Raw genomic sequence first — 17,759 nt, forward strand, 5'->3', positions numbered from 1 at the left:
GCCGGTTGTCCGGAGAAACCCCAGAATGTTGGGATGGTCCGCGTCGATCACCGATCGCAGGCTCATCGGCATGACGAACCTCCTCCCTCACCTCGATCCCGGCGCCCACCACCATCACGACCGGCACTGCTGGTGGCACCACGAACTCGGCCGGTGGATCTGCGACAACCCCGGCAGCGCAGTGGCTCCCGCCCCGTCTTCCGCAAAGAGCAGCACGGACGCGCCACTTGTCGACGTCCGCGACATGATCGTCGTGCACACCGCGATGCTGCGCGAGTTCAGGCTGGCGCCGGCCGCGGTACGCCGGGTCGCCGACGGCGACCGGAAGCAGGCCGCGACGGTGGAACGCCACCTGGCCCTGCTCTGCGACCTGCTGCACCACCACCACACCGGCGAGGACGAACTGCTCTGGCCGCCGCTGCGTGAGCGGCTGCCGGCGTCGGTGGTGCAGCGGCTCGACGCCGCCGAGGACCAGCACGCGGCGATCGACGCCGCACTGGACCGGGTCGCCGACGCCCGCCGCGACTTCCGGGCCACGGCGACGGGTCAGGACGGCGCCGTGCTGGCCGAGGCGCTGGAGCAGCTGCATGTACTACTGGCAGAGCATCTCGACGCCGAGGAGCGCACCCTGCTGCCGCTGGCCGCCGCCCATCTCACCGAGGCGGAATGGCGAGCCGTCGGCGCGGCCGGTGCGGCCTCGGTGCCGAAGAGCGCGCTGCTGCTGGTGTTCGGGATGTTCGCCTACGAAGGCGATCCCGCCGTGCTGCGCGACATGCTCCGCGAGGCGCCGCCGCCGGCCAGGGTGCTCGTCCCGCGGCTGGCACCCCGCGCCTACCGCCGCCGCGCCCGCCAGGTGCACGGCACCGCTCACCCCTGACCCGCTCGTCCCGAACCCCTGACCTCATCCCGCACGACCCGACCGACCACACCCCTGAACGAGAGAGAGAAAGCCATGTCCATCACCGTTGTCACCCCCGTCGGCCCGGCGGACGTCTCCACCGAACCACACCTGCTCAACCGGCTCTGGGCCGACGCCTTCAACGCCGGCGACCTGGACGCCCTGATGTCGATGTACGAGCCGGACGCCGTCCTGGTGCCCGGACCCGGCGCCGAACCGGTCCGCGGCCTCCAGGCCATCCGCGCCGCCCTCACCTGGTTCCTCGGCCTCGGCGGCACCCTGCATTTCACCCCGCGCCACTGGCTGGTCGAGGGCGACCTGGTGATGAGCAGCATCGCCTTCGAGATGCACGGCGGCCACGACGCCGACGGCAACCCGGTGCCGCTGTCCGGCGTCACCGCCGAGGTGGCCCGCCGCGGTCCCGACGGCAGCTGGCGCTACGTCATCGACCACCCCTTCGGTGGTGCGTCGTGATGCCGAAGTGCAAGTCCCCCGGCGCCCGCTGACGCCGCTGACAACCCCGGAACGTCCTGCACCCCGTGAGCCCTTGCTCACGGGGTGCAGTACCTTGCCACGGGTGTCGCCCGGATCAGGACCGGATGAACGCCAGCAGGTCGGCGTCGAAGGCCTCCTGGTACGGGCCGGCGATGCCGTGCGGGGCACCGGGGTAGACCTTGAGGGTGGCGGTCGGTACCAGGGTCACGGTCTTTTCCGCGGCGTCGGCGATCGGCACGATCTGGTCGTCGTCGCCGTGGGCGACGAGCATCGGGACGGTGAGGGCCTTGAGATCCTCGGTGAAGTCGGTCTCGGAGAAGGCCTTCACGCAGTCGTAGGCCGCCTTCAGCCCGACCAGCATCCCCTGCCGCCAGAACTCGTCCCGGGCGCCCTGCGAGATGGTCGAGCCCTCGCGGTTGGTGCCGAAGAACGCCGCGGAGAGGTCCTGGTAGAACTGCGACCGGTCGGCGAGCACACCCGCCCGGATGCCGTCGAACACATCGATCGGCAGGCCCTCCGGGTTGGACTCCGACTGCACCATCACCGGGGGCACCGCGCCGGCGGTGACGATCTTCGACACCCGGCCGGCGCCGTGCCGGGCGGCGTACCGGACGACCTCTCCGCCGCCGGTGGAGTGGCCGACCAGGATCACGTCGTGCAGGTCCAGGGTCTCGATCAGTGCGGCGAGATCGGCGGCGTAAGTGTCCATGTCGTTACCGGACCAGGTCTGCTCCGACAGCCCGTGGCCGCGGCGGTCGTGGGCGATGGCGCGGAATCCGTTGTCCGCCACCAGCTTCATCTCGGTGTCCCAGGCGTTGCCGCTGAGCGGCCAGCCGTGGCTGAAGACGACGGGCTGCCCGGTGCCCCAGTCACGGTAGTGGATCTGTGCTCCGTCTGCTGCGGTGATGTACGGCATGGCATGTCCCTTCGAGGGGTGGGGTGGGTGTGGGTCGGCGCGACCGGGGGTCGGTCGCACCCGGTGTGGTGGGGGTCAGCGGACCGGGTCGACCGGGTTGATCCGCTGCACGATCAGCGGGTCGACCGGCGTGAACGGGAACGACGGAAGGTCGTCCAGGTGGGTGCCGAAGGTGGCGGCCAGCACCTCCCGGCTGTAGGCACTCGCGGCAGCCCGGTAGCCGATGTCGGCCGGCGTCGGCTGGTCGAAGAAGATCGCGAAGTGCAGGTCGGGGGAATCGACCACCTCGATGTGGTGCGGGTAGGCCCGCGGCACGAAGTAGACGTCACCGGCCTGCAGCGTCCAGGTGTCCAGCGTGCCGTCCGGGTCCATCACGGTCATCCGGGCCGAACCCTGGTGCACGTATCCCATCTCGGCGGTCACCGGGTGCCAGTGCGGCTCCCGCATGCCGTCCTCCCGGATCCGCAGGGAGTACATCGACAGGTCCTTGAGAGCGGGCCAGTACTGCACCCGGGCCAACCGCGCGGATCCGACCGCAGCCGCGATCGGTGGCAGCTGTGCCTCCACCGAGAACTTGTGCGGGTCGTCGAACAGCGCGGTGTCCGGGATGCGAGGTGCACCGTCCCGCGCGAGCAGCGGGCGGCTGGTCGTGCTCCGCCGGATCGCCGCGAGATCGGCGGCCGGCAGGTCGTACGTGTTGCCCAGGACGGCGTCGGTCATCGCGCCCAGGGCGGCGTCCAGACCGAAGTCCTCAGGTCGTTCGCTCCGGAAACAGACGATGAACTCGGCCGGCTCCTCACCGATGTTCTCGATGTGGTGCAGGGAGCCGGAATCGATGTGGAACATGTCCCCGGCGGACACCACGAAGCTGGAGAAGCTGCTCCCGGTGTTCAGGACGGAGACCAGTGCCGTCCCGGAGAGGCAGTAGGTGAGTTCGTTGGCGTTCGCGTGCCAGTGCGGCGTCCGCATCGCGCCGGGTCGGAGCACCAGACGTTTCACCGACATCCCCGACAGCACGGGGAACGTGTCGGCCGTCAGCCGGTGGATGGACCCGAGCTCGGAGTCGACCACGGTCTCGCCGCGCAGCAGCGAAGTGGCATGGACAGCGGGGGTGGTCGTCGTGGTCATGGTCGGGCTCCCGTTCTCGATGGCGGGCCCGGCCCGCCGCGTCAGATCCGATGACCTGAGCCTGCTCCGCAGGGGTCGGTGTGTCGCCCTGACTGCCCGCCATTCCACGGCGGTGCTGACCGGGTTCCCGGGTACCGGCCAGCGGGTAACCCGGCTGCGGACCTGCCGTGCGAGACTGCTGGCGAACGGGTCTGCGGTCGGAAGGGACGGCATGGGCGGGTTGCGTGTCGTCGTGGCCGACGACGACGTGCTGTTGCGGGAAGGCCTGTCCGGGCTGCTGGAACGGTCCGGGATGCAGGTGGTCGGACGGGCCGGCGACGCGGTCGAGTTGCTCTCGCTGGCAAGGGATCTGCAGCCGGACCTGGTCCTGGTGGACATCCGGATGCCCCCGCACTTCGACACCGAGGGTCTGGACGCCGCCCGCGAACTGCGGGCCGGGCTGCCGGACATCGCCATCCTCGTGCTGTCCGCCCACGTCGACGTGGAGCATGCCGTCGAGTTGCTCGCCGAGGGCCGGGCCATCGGTTTTCTGCTGAAGAACCGGGTGACCGACGTCGACGACTTCGTCGACACGGTGCGCCGGGTCGCCCACGGTGCCTCGGTGGTGGACCCGGCCCTGGTGCAGGAGCTGCTGTCGGCCCGGCGGCGCGACGACCCGCTGGCGGCGCTCAGCGCGCGGGAGCGCGAGGTGTTGGAACTGATGGCCCAGGGGCTGTCCAACGCAGGCATCGGCCGGCGGATCTTCGTCGCCGAAGGCACGGTCGAGAAGCACGTCCGGAGCATTCTGACCAAGCTCGGCCTCAGCGAGACCGCCGACGACCACCGACGGGTGCGTGCGGTCATCCTGTATCTCGAGAACCGCTGACCCGCAGCACCAGTCCGACCCGCGAACGGCCTTCAGTCGCCGACCAGCGCGCGCAGCCGCGATCCGGAGAGCGCGAACTTCGGGAGGAACCCGCGGGCCGGGCTCTGCTCGACGAGCTCGGCGAGGTCGACCTCGGCATGGGTCGAGGTGAGCACCACCCGGTCCATGGCCGCGCCGGCGGCCTGCAACCGGAGGACGACGTCGAAGCCGCTTTCCGCGCCGAGGTCCACGTCCACCAGCACCAGGTCCGGGGCGAGCTCCGCGTACCGGGCGAGCGCGTCGTCGCCGCAGTCCGCCGTGCCGATCACCGAGATACCGTCCCGCGCCAGCATGGTCCGGACGGCATCACGGAAGGCGGCGCTGTCGTCGACGACCAGACAGCGCACGTCCTCGTGCTCCTGATCCATCGCTCCAGCCTGCCAGGGCGGCAGGTGGAGGACATTGAAGCCAGCTGCAATGTCCTCCACCCGGTGGCTTCCTACGATCACCTGGTGGACGACTACCAGGCCGACCCGGAAGGGCTCTGGTCGGCGCGGCGGGCCAGGCTGCTCGCTCTGTTCCTGCGCCCGGTGGCCCGCCCGGCCGCCTGGGGCATCCTGGTCGGCGCGATGCTGCTGGGCATCGAGACGGTGGTGGTGATCGCGCTGCAACGGGTCGTCGGTGACTCGTTCGGCGCGGTCTTCCTGCTCGGTGTGCTGGTCGTCTCGGCCGGCTGGGGATTCCTTCTGGCACTGGGCATGTCGGTGGTCAGCGCGGTGGTCTACGTGCTCTTCCACATCGAGGACGGCAGCGACGGCCTCGCGCCGGCGTTGTTCGTCTTCCTGGTGCTGGCGTTGTTGGTCAACCTGCTCGCCGGGCAGGCCCGGTTGCGGGCCGAGGAGGCCGAGCAACGTCGACGGGAGGCGGACCTGTCCGCCGAGTTGGCCCGGGTGATGCTCCGGGCCGACGCCCTGCCCACTGCTCTGGAGGCGGCCGGGCAGCGGATGGCGGAGGTCCTCGGACTGCCCTTCGCCCGGATCACCCTCGGGACGGTCGACGGTGCCGGCGGCCCGGCACGGCAGGCGATCCCCCTGGCCGACGGCGGACTGCGCATCGGCACCCTGCTGGTCCCGGCCGACCTGGACCGGGCCGCCCGGCGCCGGGTCCGCCGGATGGTGCCCGGCGTGGAGGCGCTCCTGGCCGCGGCCCGCGCCGGCGAGGACGAGATGCGGGAGGCCAGGCGGGACATCGAGGCGGGCCACGCCCGGGTGGCTGCCCTCGCCGATCAACAGACCGCCCTGCGGCATGTCGCAACGCTGGTCGCCGGCGGCGCCGCACCGGCACAGGTGTACCCGGAGGTGGTCCGTCAGTTGGGGTTCGGACTGCGTGCGGAGCACGCGACCCTGGTCGGCTACACCGGGCCGGAACGGTGCGTCGTGCTGGCGACCTGCGATCCGTCCGGACGGGCGCACTTCGGGCCCGGGGCCGACCTGGTCGTCGACGGCGACAGCGTCGTCGCCCAGGTGCTGCGGACGGGACGGCCGGCCCGGGTCGACGACTACGCCCTCGCCGCGGGCGAGATCGCATCGCACCTGCTGTCGTTCGGGCTGCGGTCCGGGGTCGGCGCCCCGGTCGTGGTCGACGGGACCGTCCGCGGCGCACTGATCATCGGTGCCGTCGGTCCCATGCCGGCCGGGACCGAGGAGCAGGTCGCCGATTTCGCCGACCTGGTGGCAACGGCGATCGGCAACGCCGAGACCCGGGCCGAACTCACCGCGTCCCGGGCCCGCATCGTCGCCGCCGCGGACCACGCCCGCCGGGGCTTCGAAAGGGACCTGCACGATGGTGCGCAGCAGCGGCTCGTCGCACTCGGGCTGGAACTGCGCGCAGTGGAAGCGGCCGTGACCGACCCGGAGCTGCGGGAGATGCTGCACACCGCAGTCGACGGACTGGGCGATCTGCACTCCGATCTGCAGGAGCTGTCCCGCGGCCTGCATCCGGCGGTGCTGTCTCGTGGCGGGCTCGCGCCGGCGGTCCGGACGCTGGCGCGGAGGTCGACGGTTGCCGTCGTCCTGGACCTGCCGGACGTGCCCCGGCTGCCGGAGTCGATCGAGGTGGCCGCCTATTACGTGATCGCCGAGTCGCTGACCAACGCCGCGAAACATGCCGCCGCGACGGAGATCGAGGTCGGTCTGCGGATCGAGGACGAGGTGTTGCGGATCCGGATCGCCGACGACGGGGTCGGCGGCGCGCGGGCCGGCTCCGAGGGCTCGGGCCTCATCGGGCTGAAGGACAGGGTCGAGGCGCTGTCGGGCGGGCTGCAGGTCGAGAGTCCGCCGGAGCGAGGCACCACCGTGACCGCCCGGATTCCCCTGCAACGCGGGGCGGACACCGGCCGCTGATCCCCACAACGCCCTGCACCCCGTGAGCGGCAGCTCACGGGGTGCAGGACGCTGCAACGGGTTTCGCCTCGATCAGGCAGCCGGGCCGTAGTGCACCGGCCGGTAGATCTGCGGGCTGCCCTTGCGGCCGACGAAGAACCAGGCGAGCGGGCCGAGGAACGGGAAGACGAAGATCCCGACGATCCAGAGCAGCTTGCCGGTGCCGGTCAGCCGGTCGGACCCGAGGACCGAGGCCGCTGCGGCGATGAACAGGGCCAGCAGGGCCAGCCCGACGACCACCATCCCGATGACTGCGACGGTGGCGATGCCGCCCGAGACGGAGGCAGCGGTGAAGGTGGGGGCGGCGAGAACGGTGGTCATCGGAACTGCCTTTCGACGGTGCCGGGCGGGGTGTCCGGCTGCTGAGAAGAACTCTGCCGCCCGACCCCCACCCGGCACATCGACGGAAGGTCCCGACCCCGGCCCGCCCGGATCCGACGAAAGTCGCACCCGCCGGCGACGGTTGCCCGATCCCCGGGCGGGCACCGGACCGGCGTGACCGACCTCGAACGTTTCGTCACCGCCCAGGGCGCCGGCGGCACGTACTTCCGAGCGGTCGCCGAGCTGCGCGCCGGCGACAAGCGAAGTCACTGGATGTGGTTCGTCTTCCCGCAGCTCGCCGGGCTGGGGATGAGCGCGATGTCGCAGCGGTACGCGATCGGGTCGCTCGCCGAGGCGAGGGAGTACCTGGACCACCCGGTGCTCGGCCCGCGGCTGGCGGAGTGCTGCGGGATCCTGCTCGACCTCGAGAACGTCACGGCAACAGATGTTCTCGGCGGCATCGACGCGGTCAAGCTGCGGTCGTGCGCGACCCTGTTCCACCGCGCGGCGCCGGACCGACCGGAGTTCACCGGGATCCTGGAGAAGTACTTCGACGGTGAGCCCGACCCGGCGACGGATCAGCTGCTCCGCTGACCGGTCAACTGCTCCCGCGCACGGCCGGTCGGCTGCGCAGCACCAGCACCACGCCCACTGCGCTGACCGCGAGCCCGACCAGGCCCAGCACGCTGATCGGCTCGCCGAACATCAGGAACACCCAGAGCATCGTGGTCGGCGGGGTCAGGTAGAGCAGCGTGCTGACCACGGTCGCACCCTGGGTGCGGTTCACGAAGACGTACATGACGTACCCGCCGAGGCTGGCCAGCGCGAGCAGCCAGCCGACGGCGACCCAGAACAGCCCGCCGGCCGGCGGTGCGACCTGACCGGCGAACGCGGCCGCGACGAACAGGATCACCCCGGTGATGACCGCCTGCATCGTGATGGTCGGGAACAGGTCCTCCGGCGGGTCCAGCCGCCGGGTCAGCACGGTGCCGATCGCCAGGCAGAGCATGCCGGCGGTCGGCAGCGCGTAGGCCCAGAGCGGGGTGCCGGTCTGCTGCAGATCCCCGGAGACGGCCAGCGCCACGCCACCCAGGCCGAGCAGCATGCCCAGCCACATCAGCGGCGTCGACCGCTCACCCAGCAGCCGGCCGGCCACCGTGGCCACCAGCAGCGGCTGCAGGGCGGCGATCAACGACGTCGTCCCGCCGTGCACGCCCTGCGTGACGCCCTCGAACACCAGGAACAGGTAGCCGACCTGGCTGAGCACCGCCAGCAGCGTCTGTCGGCCCCAGGCCCGCCACGAGGTGGGCAGCGGTTTGCGCAGGACCGCGGCCACGGTCAGCAGCAGGACGGCCAGCAGGGCGAACCGCCAGCCGAGCACGGTGAGCGGTGCTGCTCCGGCGCGGTGTGCGAGCTCCGCCCCGACGAACCCGGAGCTCCACGTCACCACCAGCGCAACCGCCGCCAACGGCCCGGCGCGCCGGCCGAGCCGCTCCCGGAGCCGCACACGTTCTCCGGTGACAGACATCGGCGACCACTCTAGATCGAGCGGGCTCCAGGAACGCACCGCGGCGCCATCGTGTGCTACGCGTGCTACGGTCGGTTCATGGAGTCGATCAGTCAGCGTGACCTGCGCAATCGCAGCGGGGAGGTGCTTCGCGCTGTTGCATCCGGGGAGTCGTTCGTCGTGACGAACAACGGCCATCCGGTTGCGAGGGTCGTCCCGGTCGACGACACCGCCGCCGACCTTCGAGTCACCCGCCCAGCGGTCAGGAAGGGCGGTTTCGCCCGCCTTCGACGATTCGAGATTGCGATCGATACCTCCGACGTTCTCGACGAACTCCGATCCGAGCGATGACGACCTATTACCTCGACACATCCGCAGCTGCGAAGTTGCTGGTGAACGAAGCGGAATCGCAGGCGCTGGCGCTGTGGTCGGATGGCGCTGATGTGGAGTTCGTGGCCATTCATCTGCTGGAGGCCGAGCTCCGTCGGTTCGCACTTCGTCTCGGGCTTCCCCAGAGCGCTGTCACCGAGATCCTCGATGCGGTGGTGCTGCACGACGTACCGCCCAGCATGTTCCGCGAAGCGGGGACTGTCGGGTCACCGCTGCTGCGGACTCTCGACGCGCTCCATCTGGTCGGAGCGATCAGGCTCGGAGTGCGCGCGGTCGTCACCTACGACGGGAGACTCGGAGAAGCCGCAGACCGGGCCGGCCTCGAGGTCATCGCACCTTCGTGAACCTCACCAGCCGAGGGTGAGGCCGTCCTCGGTGAAGGTGCCGGTCGGACCGTCCGGTCCGATGACGGCCAGCTGCACGACCGACCCGGCGCTCACCTCCACCGGGCGGCCGGCGCTGTTGTCCATGCCGCCGAGTCCGGTGTCGGTGTAGCCCGGCTCGACGGCGTTGAACTTCACCTCCGGCACGGCGCGCGCGTACTGCACCGTCAGCATCGACACCGCCGACTTGCTGGCGCCGTAGACGATCGCCGACACGTGCGAGGCGGGCTTGGCCGGGTCGTGGTTGGCGGCGAAAGAGCCGAGCGCGCTGGAGATGTTCACGACGACCGGGTTCGCCGATCGCCGCAGCACCGGCAGCGCGGCCTCGGTGACCCGGACGACGCCGACGGCGTTGGTGTCGAACACCTGCAGCGCCTCGGGTCCGTTCAGTGCCCACAGCGCGATGCCGGCGTTGTTGACCAGTACGTCCAGCCCGCCCTCCTTGTCGACGAGATCCAGTGCAGCGGAGACGGAGTCGTCGTCGGTGACGTCGAGCTGCACGAACCGGGCACCGAGCTCGTCGGCCGCGGCCCGGCCGCGTGCCTCGTCCCGGGCGCCGATCCAGACGGTGTGCCCGAGAGCGACGAGCTGGCGGGCGGTTTCCTTGCCGAGGCCCTTGTTGGCCCCGGTGATCAATGTGGTGGTCATGTCGTCCACCGTCGGCCGCCGCCGCGCCGACTGCCAGCAGCCCGGTTGTCATGGGACCAGCAGGGCCACCGTCACGCGGCCCGGTGCGGCACGACGGGTCCACACTGGTCGGATGGGTTCCTGGGAGTTCGGCAACATGGTCCGGCGCCGCCGCGAGGGCGTCGCGCCGCAGACCGTCGGCCTGCCGGTCGGCACCCGCCGCCGGGCGACCGGACTGCGTCGCGAGGAACTGGCCGGGCTCGCCGGCATCTCCACCGACTACCTGACCCGGCTCGAACAGGGCCGCGCCACGGCCCCGTCGACCCAAGTGATCGAGGCCCTGGCCAGGGCGTTGCGATTGCCCGACCAGGAGCGGGAGCTGCTGTTCCGACTCGCCGGCCACGTGGCACCCGGCCCGGGGATCGTGCCCACCCGGATCTCGGCCAGCGTGCAGCGGCTGCTCGACCGGTTGGCCCACACGCCGGTCGCCGTGTTCGACGCCTCGTTCGACCTGCTCGTGGCCAACGCGCCGTACGACGCGTTGATGGGGGAAACCTCCGCCCTGCGCGGCCCGGAGCGGAACGCTGTGTGGCGCAACCTGGTCGGCCCGCGGAACCGGGTGGTGCACGTGGAGGCCGAGTTCGCCTCGCTGATCGCCCAGCAGGTCGCCGAGCTGCGGCGCACCGTCTCCCGCTACCCGGCCGACCGCCGGTTGCACCGGCTCGTCGACGGCCTGACCGCGGCGAGTCCGCGGTTCGCCGAGCTGTGGGCCGGCGCGGACCCGGTCACGCCGACGGAGCCCGCCCGGCGCAAGCGGATCGCCCACCCGTCGGTCGGCGAGCTCACGCTGGACTGCGACACCCTGCTGGTGGCCGGCGACGACCTCCGCATCATGATCTACACCGCCGAACCGGGCACCGAGGACGCGGAGAAGCTGGACCTGGCGATCGTTCTCGGTACGCAAGCGCTGACCGGCTGACACCTCGAGTCGTTGTGCTGCCCCCGGACCACGCCGGCGAGCAGCACCGACCGAGCAGCACCCACACGGTGTGACCTTGCTTTCCCTCTGCTCGGCCCCGATGCCCGCCGGATGAGCGGAGCCTGTGCATCCTGCCGCCCCACGCGCGGCTGATCACGCCGTTTCTGTCCGATCTGCGCACAAGAGTGTCCGAAGTGCTCGGTTGCAATCGAATCGGACCTGCCCTAGCTTTCGGTGAGGCTTGCCTTACCTGCTCCGTGGTGAGTCGATCCGGGCAGGTCGGCAGCGTGCAGTGCGTCGGGCACCGGCGCCGGCACCCGGCCGGTCACCACGAGCCCGGGCGAACGACAGCACCACCGACGGCACCGCAGAAACGACACGAAAGGGAACCATGTCCCGCGCGAAAGGACTGGCCGCATTCTCCGCGGCAGCGCTCCTCACCCTCGGCCTGACGGCCTGCTCCTCCTCGTCGGAGAGCTCGACCACCACCAGCACCGCCGCGACCTCCGCGGCCACGTCGGAATCGGCAGCGACGTCCGAGGCCCCGACCTCGACGTCGGCCGCCTCCTCCTCGTCGGCCGGTTCTGCCGAGTCGTCTGTGTCCGGCAGCTCCTCGGCGAGCGGCGCTGCCTGGACCCCGATCACCATCGAGCACGCGCTCGGTACCACCGTGATCGAGGAGAAGCCGGAGCGCATCGCCACGGTCCAGTGGGCCAACCACGAGGTGCCGCTGGCGCTGGGCATCGTCCCGGTCGGCATGGCCGCCGCGAACTTCGGTGACGACGACGGCGACGGGCTGCTGCCGTGGGTCGACGAGAAGCTGCAGGAGCTGGGCGCCGAGACCCCGGTGCTGTTCGACGAGACCGATGGCATCGACTTCGAGGGTGTCGCCGACACCGATCCTGACCTGATCCTGGCGTCCTACTCCGGGCTGACCCAGGAGGACTACGACACCCTCAGCGAGATCGCCCCGGTCGTCGCCTACCCGGAGACCGCCTGGGGCACCCCGTGGCGCGAGATGATCGAGATCTCCAGCACCGCCATGGGTATGCAGGCGGAGGGCGAGGCCCTGGTCGCCGAGCTCGAGGGTGACATCGCCGATGCGGCGGCCGCGCACCCGGAGATCGCCGGCAAGTCGGCGATGTTCCTGACCCACGTGGATCCGACCGACCTGAGCCAGGTCAGCTTCTACACCACGCACGACACCCGGGCGAAGTTCTTCGAGGACCTCGGACTGACCACGCCGGAGAGCATCGCCACCGCCTCGGCCACCACCGACCAGTTCGCGCTGACCCAGAGTGCCGAACAGGCCGACGCTTTCGCCGATGTCGACATCATCGTGACCTACGGCGACCAGGAGCTGGTCGACACCCTCGAAGGCGACGCGCTGCTCTCGCAGATCCCGGCCGTGGCCAGCAACTCGATCGTTTTGCTGGAGAACAACCCGCTGGGGACCGCGGCGAACCCGACCCCGCTGTCCATCTCCTACGTGCTCGACGACTACCTGGCGATGATCGACGAAGCGGCTGCCAAGCAGCAGTGAGCAAGCAGTCGGACACGACCGCCACCACCGTCACCACGGTCGCATCAGCCGCCCCGGTCGCCGCAGTCCTGCGGCGGGCGGGGCGGCTCCGCGCCCTCTGGCTGCTGGTGATGCTGGGCGTGGTGTTCGGTCTCGTGGTGCTGTCGGTGACCATCGGGTCCCGCAGCGTCCCGTGGTCGGACATCTTCGCCGCGTTCGGCGGTGGCCGGGACGGCTTCGGCCAGGGAGCGGTCGCCAAGCGCATCCCGCGCACCCTGCTGGCCCTGCTGGCCGGCGCGGCCCTGGGCGTGGCGGGTGCGGTGATGCAGGGCGTCACCCGCAACCCGCTGGCCGACCCGGGCATCCTCGGCGTCAACACCGGCGCCTCGCTGTTCGTGGTGTGCGGCATCGCCTTCTTCGGCCTGTCCACCTCCACCGGGTTCATCTGGACGGCGATCGCCGGCGCGGCGGTCACCTCGGTGTTCGTCTACGCGGTCGGATCTCTCGGCCGTGGTGGGCCCACCCCGCTGAAGCTGGCGCTCGCCGGCGCGGCGACCTCGGCCGCCCTGGTGTCGTTCATGACCGCGGTGATCCTGCCCCGTGGCGACATCGCCGGCGGGATCCGGTCCTGGCAGATCGGCGGTGTCGGCGGCGGCACGTTCGCGAGCATCGGCACCGTGCTGCCGTTCCTGGTCGTCGGGTTCGTGGTCTGCCTGCTCTCCTCGCGCGGGCTCAACTCGCTGGCGCTCGGCGACGAACTGGCCGCCGGGCTGGGGGAGCGCGTCGCGGTGACCCGCGCCGCGGCCTCGGTCGGTGCGGTCGTGCTCTGCGGCGCCGCGACCGCTGTGTGCGGTCCGATCGCCTTCGTCGGGCTGGTCGTCCCGCACGCCTGCCGGCTGCTGGTCGGCGTGGATCACCGCTGGCTGCTGCCGTTCTCGGCGCTCGGCGGCGCCGCACTGCTGACCGCCGCCGACGTCGTCGGCCGGGTGCTCACCCCGCCCACCGAGATCGACGTCGGCATCATCACCGCGATCGTCGGTGCCCCGTTCTTCATCTGGATCGTCCGTCGGCAGAAGGTGCGTGCGCTGTGACCGCCGTCCTGCCCACCGAGGAGCGGATCGCCGCCACCGCGGCTGATCTCGCCCGGTCCCGACACCGCCGCGGACTGCGCCGCCGGGTGATGATCACCGTGATGTCGGTGCTGATCCTGGTGACCTTCGCCTGCTCGCTGATGTTCGGCAAGACCTTCTACCCGCCGTCCGACGTCATCCGGATCATCCTCGGCCAGGACGTCCCGGACGCGAACTTCACCGTCGGCCGGCTCCGCCTGCCGCGGGCGGTGCTGGCGGTCATTGCCGGGATGTGTTTCGGGCTGGGCGGTATCACCTTCCAGACCATGCTGCGCAACCCGCTGGCCAGTCCGGACATCATCGGCATCAGCGCCGGCGCCAGCGCCGCAGCGGCGTTCGCGATCGTCATCCTCGGGTTCGACGGGCCGACCGTGTCGGTGCTGGCCATCGCGGCCGGGCTGGCGGTGGCGCTGCTGGTCTACCTGCTGTCCTACCGGGGCGGTGTGGCCGGCACCCGGCTGGTCCTGATCGGCATCGGCATGGCGGCGATGCTCGACAGCATCATCAACTACGTGCTGACCAAGGCCGGCCAGTGGGACCTGCCGGAGGTGCTGCGCTGGCTGACCGGCAGCCTCAACGGAGTCGGCTGGAACCGTGTGGTGCCGGTGCTTCTCGCGCTGCTGGTGCTCGGCCCGGTGCTGCTTGGCCGCACCCGGAACCTGGCGGCGCTGCAGCTCGGTGACGACACCGCCGCCGCCCTCGGGGTCCGGCTGGACCGCACCCGGCTGACCGTCATCGTCGCCGCCGTCGGGCTGATCGCCTTCGCCACCGCCGCCGCCGGGCCGATCGCATTCGTCGCCTTCCTGTCCGGTCCGATCGCCGCCCGGATCATCGGCACCGGGCGGTCCCTGCTGATCCCGGCCGCCCTGGTCGGCGCGCTGCTGGTGTCGGTCGCCGACTTCGCCGGCCAGTACCTGCTCGGCACCCGCTTCCCGGTCGGCGTCGTCACCGGTGTGCTGGGCGCGCCCTACCTCGTCTACCTGATCATCCGCACCAACCGCGGGGGAGGGTCCCTGTGACCACCGAGCACACGCTGGCCATCGAGAACCTGACCGTCGGCTACGGCGACCGGTCCGTCATCGAACATCTCGACCTCCGCATCCCGCCGGGCCGGGTCACCGCGATCGTCGGTGCCAACGCCTGCGGGAAATCGACGCTGCTGCGGTCGATGTCGCGCCTGCTGGCGCCGCAGGCCGGGCGGGTGGTGCTGGACGGCAAGGAGGTGCACCGGATGCCGGCGAAGGAGCTGGCCCGCACCATGGGCCTGCTGCCGCAGTCGCCGATCGCACCGGAGGGCATCACCGTCGCCGACCTGGTCGGCCGCGGCCGGCACCCGCACCACGGGATCATGTCCCGCTGGAGCAAGGACGACGACCTCGCGGTCGCCGAGGCGCTGGAAGCGACGCACACCGCGGAGCTGGCCGAGCGGGCGGTCGACGAGCTGTCCGGCGGTCAGCGGCAACGGGTCTGGATCGCGATGGCGCTGGCCCAGCACACCGATCTGCTGCTGCTGGACGAGCCGACCACCTTCCTCGACGTCAGCCATCAGATCGAGGTCCTCGACCTGCTCACCGATCTCAACGCCACCCGCGGCACGACGATCGTGATGGTGCTGCACGACCTGAACCTCGCCGCCCGCTACGCCGACCAGCTCATCGCCCTGGCCGATGGCGGCCTGCACGCCGCCGGCGACCCGGCCGAGGTGCTCACCGCCGACTGCGTGCGCGCGGTGTTCGGACTGGAGAGCCAGGTGATCCCCGACCCGGTCTCCGGCAAACCGCTGATGCTGCCCATCGGCCGGCACCACGTCACCGTGCCGGTCACCGCCTGAGCGGCCGATGAGTTCAGGTCGCAGTCGGAGTCGGTACCGGTATGCGACCACTGATCCTGAAGATGGAGATGACCGTCGACGGCTTCGTCGGGCAGCCGGACGAGGAGCCGGGCTGGCCGGTGGAGTACTTCGACGACGAGCTGACCGCGTACATGGTCGACCTGCTGTCCACGGCCGGGGTGCACGCGATGGGCCGGGTGTCGTACGAGGGGATGGCACCGCACTGGATGACCTCCACCGAACCGATCGCGGCGCCGATGAACGACATCCCGAAGGCCGTGTTCTCCCGGACGCTGGAGCGCGGCGAGTGGCCTGAGACCACGGTCTACAGCGATCTGGAGGCCGGCATCGCCGAGCTGAAGGCGCAGGACGGCGGGCCGGTCATCGCCCACGCCGGCGCCGGTTTCGCACAGCAGCTCACCCGGCTCGGCCTGATCGACGAGTACCGCCTCACCGTCCACCCGCTGGCGTTCGGTGACGGCTTCCCGCTGTTCGGCGGCCCGGTCGGGCTGCAGCTGCAGGATGTCCGTCGCTTCCCGCGCGGCAGCGTCGCCTACACCTACACCGCGTGAGTCGTCCGGGCTGAACAGTCCGCGGACCGGGAACAGGAGGACCCATGGGTGTGCAGAAGTTCGACCATGTCGGCGTGAACGTCGACGACCTCGACGCGATGGAGGACTTCTTCCGGGCGCTGGGCTTCGAGGTCGGCGAGCGGTGGACGGCCGAGGGCGCGTTCATCGAGGACGTCATCGGTGTGCCCGGGGTCCGGTCGGAGGCAGTGATGATCACCGTGCCCGGTGGCGACACCCGCCTCGAGCTCTCGAAGTACCACGCACCGGCGGAACCGTCGCCCGGGCCGGAGTCGGTGATCCGGCACGGTTACCGGCACATCGCGTTCGAGATCGACGACCTGGACGAGGCTCTCACTGCGGTGCGGGAGCGTGGCCTGGAGTTGGTCGGCGAGATCACCGAGTACGAGGACATCTACCGGATGTGCTTCGTCCGGGGCCCGGAGGGGCTGATCGTCGAACTGGCGCAACGACTCTCGGGCACCGAGCCGCTCGGCTGAGTCACGCCAACCGGTAGTTCAGCCGCCGCGCGGCGTTCTCCACCATCGGCCGGATCGCCGGGTCGGAGAGGGCAAAGGTCTCGGCCCGGCGGGGCAACGCCGGGGTGGCGCGCTCCCACAGTGCGACCGCCCGGCCGGCCGGGACCACCGACGACGGGTACACCAGGCCCTGCACGTCCGGGTACCGCCGGTGGATCGCCTGCGCCCACAGCCGTGCCCGGTCGCGGGGTCCGGAGGTGATCGCACCGTTGCCGCCGGCCACGGTGACCCAGTCCGAGTCGCCGAGGTCGAGCAACCGCAGCGGCCGGGCCAGGGTGAAGATCGCGATCCAGTCGGCGGACGGCCCGGGCGCGATGGTGCGGGTGGACTGGTAGTACTCGGCGTGCGCGGTGACGAAGCCCGGGTACGCGGTGCCGCCGACGAGCACCCCGTTCACCGAGCCGTACAGGATCCGGTGGTCCGGGTGGTCGCCGGTCGGGCCGGGATGGTGGTCGAACCGGCTGTTCGTCGGGCCCCACGACCGGAACGCGTTCCAGCGCGCCGGGTACGGTCCGGCCGTCGGGTGGATGCGCACCACCGGGGTCCCGCGGTCCAGCACCCGGATCCACGGGTCGGGGTCGTCGGGCCAGGTCCCGGGGTCCGGGTCCGGCAGCCGTTCACTCACCCGCGAGATCCGCGACGACTCCCGGGTCGCCACCCGCCTGCAGCCACTCGAGAGGCGACACCTGACGGTCGCCGAGCGCCAGGTCGACGTGCGGATGGGTCAGGAAACCCTCGACGGCGATCAGCGGCCGGTCGACCGGTACCCGGGGGGCCACCTGCGCCCAGCCGGGCAGCTCGCCGGTGTCGGTGAACTGGAAGCGGGGCAACCGGTGGGAGCCCCGCACCACGGTCGAGAGCAGGGTCCGCGCGCGCAGTCGTTGCCGGATCCGGCTGTCGCCGACACCGAGCAGCTCGGCGGCCTCCCGGGTGCTCAGAGCGTCCTTCACCAGGCGCTCGTAACCGAGCGCGGTGCTGAAAGAAGCGCGCAGACCCGGTGGCGCGGGTGTCGGGTCTGCGCCGACGGACGCCAGAGCCCGCCGTTGCGCCGCCGACAGGGGCTGCGCCTGCTCCACCGCGGGGAGCAGCGGCTGCACGGTGTCGAGGAACGAGTCGATCGACTGGCCGCTGGCCTCTTCGACCCGGCGGAGCCGCTCGAGCAGGCGGGCGGTCGCCGGGTCGGTCGGCCCGGACCGGGCCAGCTCGTCGAGGGCATCGAGAACGGGGGAGTGGGACACG

22 protein-coding genes are annotated in these 17,759 nt (G+C 71.2%); 14 read left to right on the forward strand and 8 right to left on the reverse strand.

The features are described 5' to 3' along the window. Nucleotides 1-70 precede the first annotated feature (70 nt). Together GIS00_RS13840 and GIS00_RS13845 are read left to right on the forward strand one after the other, a co-directional pair. Nucleotides 71-877, forward strand: coding sequence for a hemerythrin domain-containing protein (locus GIS00_RS13840; RefSeq protein ID WP_196073274.1), 807 nt, complete (start codon nt 71-73; stop codon nt 875-877). 75 nt (nt 878-952) lie between these two features. Next, entirely contained in the window at nt 953-1,372 is a 420-nt protein-coding gene (locus GIS00_RS13845) for a YybH family protein (RefSeq protein WP_154769004.1), read from the forward strand. A 115-nt stretch (nt 1,373-1,487) separates the two neighbouring features. Here the strand turns inward: GIS00_RS13845 and GIS00_RS13850 are convergent, their stop codons facing one another. Both GIS00_RS13850 and GIS00_RS13855 read right to left on the reverse strand, forming a co-directional pair. After that, nucleotides 1,488-2,309 (reverse strand): alpha/beta fold hydrolase, encoded by an 822-nt coding sequence (locus GIS00_RS13850; protein ID WP_154769005.1) that lies wholly within the window; start codon nt 2,307-2,309, stop codon nt 1,488-1,490. A gap of 75 nt (nt 2,310-2,384) precedes the next feature. Next, entirely contained in the window at nt 2,385-3,437 is a 1,053-nt protein-coding gene (locus tag GIS00_RS13855; RefSeq protein WP_154769006.1) for a cupin domain-containing protein, read from the reverse strand. A 211-nt stretch (nt 3,438-3,648) separates the two neighbouring features. Here GIS00_RS13855 and GIS00_RS13860 point away from each other — a divergent pair, with 211 nt between their 5' ends. Further along, nucleotides 3,649-4,302 carry a response regulator gene (locus GIS00_RS13860; RefSeq protein ID WP_154769007.1) on the forward strand — a complete coding sequence of 218 codons (654 nt, stop codon included), beginning with the start codon at nt 3,649-3,651 and terminating at the stop codon, nt 4,300-4,302. Nucleotides 4,303-4,334: 32 nt separating this feature from the next. Here the strand turns inward: GIS00_RS13860 and GIS00_RS13865 are convergent, their stop codons facing one another. Then, nucleotides 4,335-4,709, reverse strand: coding sequence for a response regulator (locus GIS00_RS13865; RefSeq protein ID WP_154769008.1), 375 nt, complete (start codon nt 4,707-4,709; stop codon nt 4,335-4,337). A gap of 84 nt (nt 4,710-4,793) precedes the next feature. On the opposite strand from GIS00_RS13865, the gene GIS00_RS28985 reads away from it, so the two are divergent. After that, entirely contained in the window at nt 4,794-6,683 is a 1,890-nt protein-coding gene (locus tag GIS00_RS28985) for an ATP-binding protein (RefSeq protein WP_322097944.1), read from the forward strand. A gap of 72 nt (nt 6,684-6,755) precedes the next feature. Here GIS00_RS28985 and GIS00_RS13875 read toward each other — a convergent pair whose 3' ends face one another. After that, nucleotides 6,756-7,043, reverse strand: a complete 288-nt coding sequence (locus GIS00_RS13875) for a PLD nuclease N-terminal domain-containing protein (protein ID WP_230313542.1) — start codon at nt 7,041-7,043, stop codon at nt 6,756-6,758. A gap of 174 nt (nt 7,044-7,217) precedes the next feature. On the opposite strand from GIS00_RS13875, the gene GIS00_RS13880 reads away from it, so the two are divergent. Beyond that, on the forward strand, nt 7,218-7,637 hold the full coding sequence (locus GIS00_RS13880) for a DUF1810 domain-containing protein (RefSeq protein ID WP_322097945.1): 420 nt from the start codon (nt 7,218-7,220) through the stop codon (nt 7,635-7,637). 4 nt (nt 7,638-7,641) lie between these two features. Here GIS00_RS13880 and GIS00_RS13885 read toward each other — a convergent pair whose 3' ends face one another. Next, nucleotides 7,642-8,571 carry a DMT family transporter gene (locus GIS00_RS13885; RefSeq protein ID WP_154769009.1) on the reverse strand — a complete coding sequence of 310 codons (930 nt, stop codon included), beginning with the start codon at nt 8,569-8,571 and terminating at the stop codon, nt 7,642-7,644. A 78-nt stretch (nt 8,572-8,649) separates the two neighbouring features. On the opposite strand from GIS00_RS13885, the gene GIS00_RS13890 reads away from it, so the two are divergent. Together GIS00_RS13890 and GIS00_RS13895 are read left to right on the forward strand one after the other, a co-directional pair. After that, nucleotides 8,650-8,901 carry a type II toxin-antitoxin system Phd/YefM family antitoxin gene (locus GIS00_RS13890; protein ID WP_154769010.1) on the forward strand — a complete coding sequence of 84 codons (252 nt, stop codon included), beginning with the start codon at nt 8,650-8,652 and terminating at the stop codon, nt 8,899-8,901. Next, complete coding sequence (locus GIS00_RS13895) at nt 8,898-9,284, forward strand: type II toxin-antitoxin system VapC family toxin (protein WP_154769011.1); 387 nt, start codon at nt 8,898-8,900, stop codon at nt 9,282-9,284. Before GIS00_RS13890 ends, GIS00_RS13895 begins: the two co-directional genes overlap by 4 nt. Before the next feature lie 3 nt (nt 9,285-9,287). Here GIS00_RS13895 and GIS00_RS13900 read toward each other — a convergent pair whose 3' ends face one another. Further along, the gene (locus tag GIS00_RS13900) at nt 9,288-9,971 is read right to left on the reverse strand and encodes an SDR family NAD(P)-dependent oxidoreductase (RefSeq protein ID WP_196073275.1); all 684 of its coding nucleotides are present in this window, start codon (nt 9,969-9,971) and stop codon (nt 9,288-9,290) included. Nucleotides 9,972-10,083: 112 nt separating this feature from the next. Here GIS00_RS13900 and GIS00_RS13905 point away from each other — a divergent pair, with 112 nt between their 5' ends. The 7 genes from GIS00_RS13905 (at nt 10,084) to GIS00_RS13935 (ending at nt 16,481) form a co-directional block, all read left to right on the forward strand. Continuing rightward, a complete protein-coding gene (locus tag GIS00_RS13905) occupies nt 10,084-10,929 on the forward strand; it encodes a helix-turn-helix transcriptional regulator (protein WP_154769012.1) in 846 nt (281 codons plus the stop codon). A 391-nt stretch (nt 10,930-11,320) separates the two neighbouring features. Beyond that, nucleotides 11,321-12,472, forward strand: a complete 1,152-nt coding sequence (locus GIS00_RS13910; RefSeq protein ID WP_154769013.1) for an iron-siderophore ABC transporter substrate-binding protein — start codon at nt 11,321-11,323, stop codon at nt 12,470-12,472. Nucleotides 12,473-12,540: 68 nt separating this feature from the next. After that, the gene (locus GIS00_RS13915; protein WP_407666869.1) at nt 12,541-13,542 is read left to right on the forward strand and encodes a FecCD family ABC transporter permease; all 1,002 of its coding nucleotides are present in this window, start codon (nt 12,541-12,543) and stop codon (nt 13,540-13,542) included. A gap of 89 nt (nt 13,543-13,631) precedes the next feature. Continuing rightward, nucleotides 13,632-14,600: a FecCD family ABC transporter permease gene (locus GIS00_RS13920; protein WP_154769312.1), complete on the forward strand. Its 969-nt coding sequence runs from the start codon at nt 13,632-13,634 to the stop codon at nt 14,598-14,600. Then, nucleotides 14,597-15,412, forward strand: coding sequence for an ABC transporter ATP-binding protein (locus tag GIS00_RS13925; protein WP_322097948.1), 816 nt, complete (start codon nt 14,597-14,599; stop codon nt 15,410-15,412). Before GIS00_RS13920 ends, GIS00_RS13925 begins: the two co-directional genes overlap by 4 nt. 41 nt (nt 15,413-15,453) lie before the next feature. Continuing rightward, nucleotides 15,454-15,984 carry a dihydrofolate reductase family protein gene (locus tag GIS00_RS13930; protein ID WP_154769014.1) on the forward strand — a complete coding sequence of 177 codons (531 nt, stop codon included), beginning with the start codon at nt 15,454-15,456 and terminating at the stop codon, nt 15,982-15,984. 44 nt (nt 15,985-16,028) lie between these two features. After that, nucleotides 16,029-16,481 (forward strand): VOC family protein, encoded by a 453-nt coding sequence (locus tag GIS00_RS13935; protein WP_154769015.1) that lies wholly within the window; start codon nt 16,029-16,031, stop codon nt 16,479-16,481. 1 nt (nt 16,482) lies between these two features. Here GIS00_RS13935 and GIS00_RS13940 read toward each other — a convergent pair whose 3' ends face one another. Both GIS00_RS13940 and GIS00_RS13945 read right to left on the reverse strand, forming a co-directional pair. After that, nucleotides 16,483-17,145, reverse strand: a complete 663-nt coding sequence (locus tag GIS00_RS13940) for an RES family NAD+ phosphorylase (RefSeq protein WP_154769016.1) — start codon at nt 17,143-17,145, stop codon at nt 16,483-16,485. Further along, nucleotides 17,138-17,758 (reverse strand): MerR family transcriptional regulator, encoded by a 621-nt coding sequence (locus tag GIS00_RS13945; RefSeq protein WP_154769017.1) that lies wholly within the window; start codon nt 17,756-17,758, stop codon nt 17,138-17,140. Before GIS00_RS13945 ends, GIS00_RS13940 begins: the two co-directional genes overlap by 8 nt. Between the last annotated feature and the right edge of the window lies 1 nt (nt 17,759).

This window comes from Nakamurella alba, from assembly GCF_009707545.1.
In the GTDB taxonomy this organism is placed as follows: domain Bacteria; phylum Actinomycetota; class Actinomycetes; order Mycobacteriales; family Nakamurellaceae; genus Nakamurella; species Nakamurella alba.

Bases quoted from the DNA above. Each gene is read 5' to 3' on its own strand.
- GIS00_RS13840 (WP_196073274.1), top strand. From the start codon at position 71: ATGACGAACCTCCTCCCTCACCTCGATCCCGGCGCCCACCACCATCAC.
- GIS00_RS13845 (WP_154769004.1), top strand. From the start codon at position 953: ATGTCCATCACCGTTGTCACCCCCGTCGGCCCGGCGGACGTCTCCACC.
- GIS00_RS13850 (WP_154769005.1), bottom strand. From the start codon at position 2,309: ATGCCGTACATCACCGCAGCAGACGGAGCACAGATCCACTACCGTGAC.
- GIS00_RS13855 (WP_154769006.1), bottom strand. From the start codon at position 3,437: ATGACCACGACGACCACCCCCGCTGTCCATGCCACTTCGCTGCTGCGC.
- GIS00_RS13860 (WP_154769007.1), top strand. From the start codon at position 3,649: ATGGGCGGGTTGCGTGTCGTCGTGGCCGACGACGACGTGCTGTTGCGG.
- GIS00_RS13865 (WP_154769008.1), bottom strand. From the start codon at position 4,709: ATGGATCAGGAGCACGAGGACGTGCGCTGTCTGGTCGTCGACGACAGC.
- GIS00_RS13875 (WP_230313542.1), bottom strand. From the start codon at position 7,043: ATGACCACCGTTCTCGCCGCCCCCACCTTCACCGCTGCCTCCGTCTCG.
- GIS00_RS13885 (WP_154769009.1), bottom strand. From the start codon at position 8,571: ATGTCTGTCACCGGAGAACGTGTGCGGCTCCGGGAGCGGCTCGGCCGG.
- GIS00_RS13890 (WP_154769010.1), top strand. From the start codon at position 8,650: ATGGAGTCGATCAGTCAGCGTGACCTGCGCAATCGCAGCGGGGAGGTG.
- GIS00_RS13895 (WP_154769011.1), top strand. From the start codon at position 8,898: ATGACGACCTATTACCTCGACACATCCGCAGCTGCGAAGTTGCTGGTG.
- GIS00_RS13900 (WP_196073275.1), bottom strand. From the start codon at position 9,971: ATGACCACCACATTGATCACCGGGGCCAACAAGGGCCTCGGCAAGGAA.
- GIS00_RS13905 (WP_154769012.1), top strand. From the start codon at position 10,084: ATGGGTTCCTGGGAGTTCGGCAACATGGTCCGGCGCCGCCGCGAGGGC.
- GIS00_RS13910 (WP_154769013.1), top strand. From the start codon at position 11,321: ATGTCCCGCGCGAAAGGACTGGCCGCATTCTCCGCGGCAGCGCTCCTC.
- GIS00_RS13920 (WP_154769312.1), top strand. From the start codon at position 13,632: ATGATCACCGTGATGTCGGTGCTGATCCTGGTGACCTTCGCCTGCTCG.
- GIS00_RS13930 (WP_154769014.1), top strand. From the start codon at position 15,454: ATGCGACCACTGATCCTGAAGATGGAGATGACCGTCGACGGCTTCGTC.
- GIS00_RS13935 (WP_154769015.1), top strand. From the start codon at position 16,029: ATGGGTGTGCAGAAGTTCGACCATGTCGGCGTGAACGTCGACGACCTC.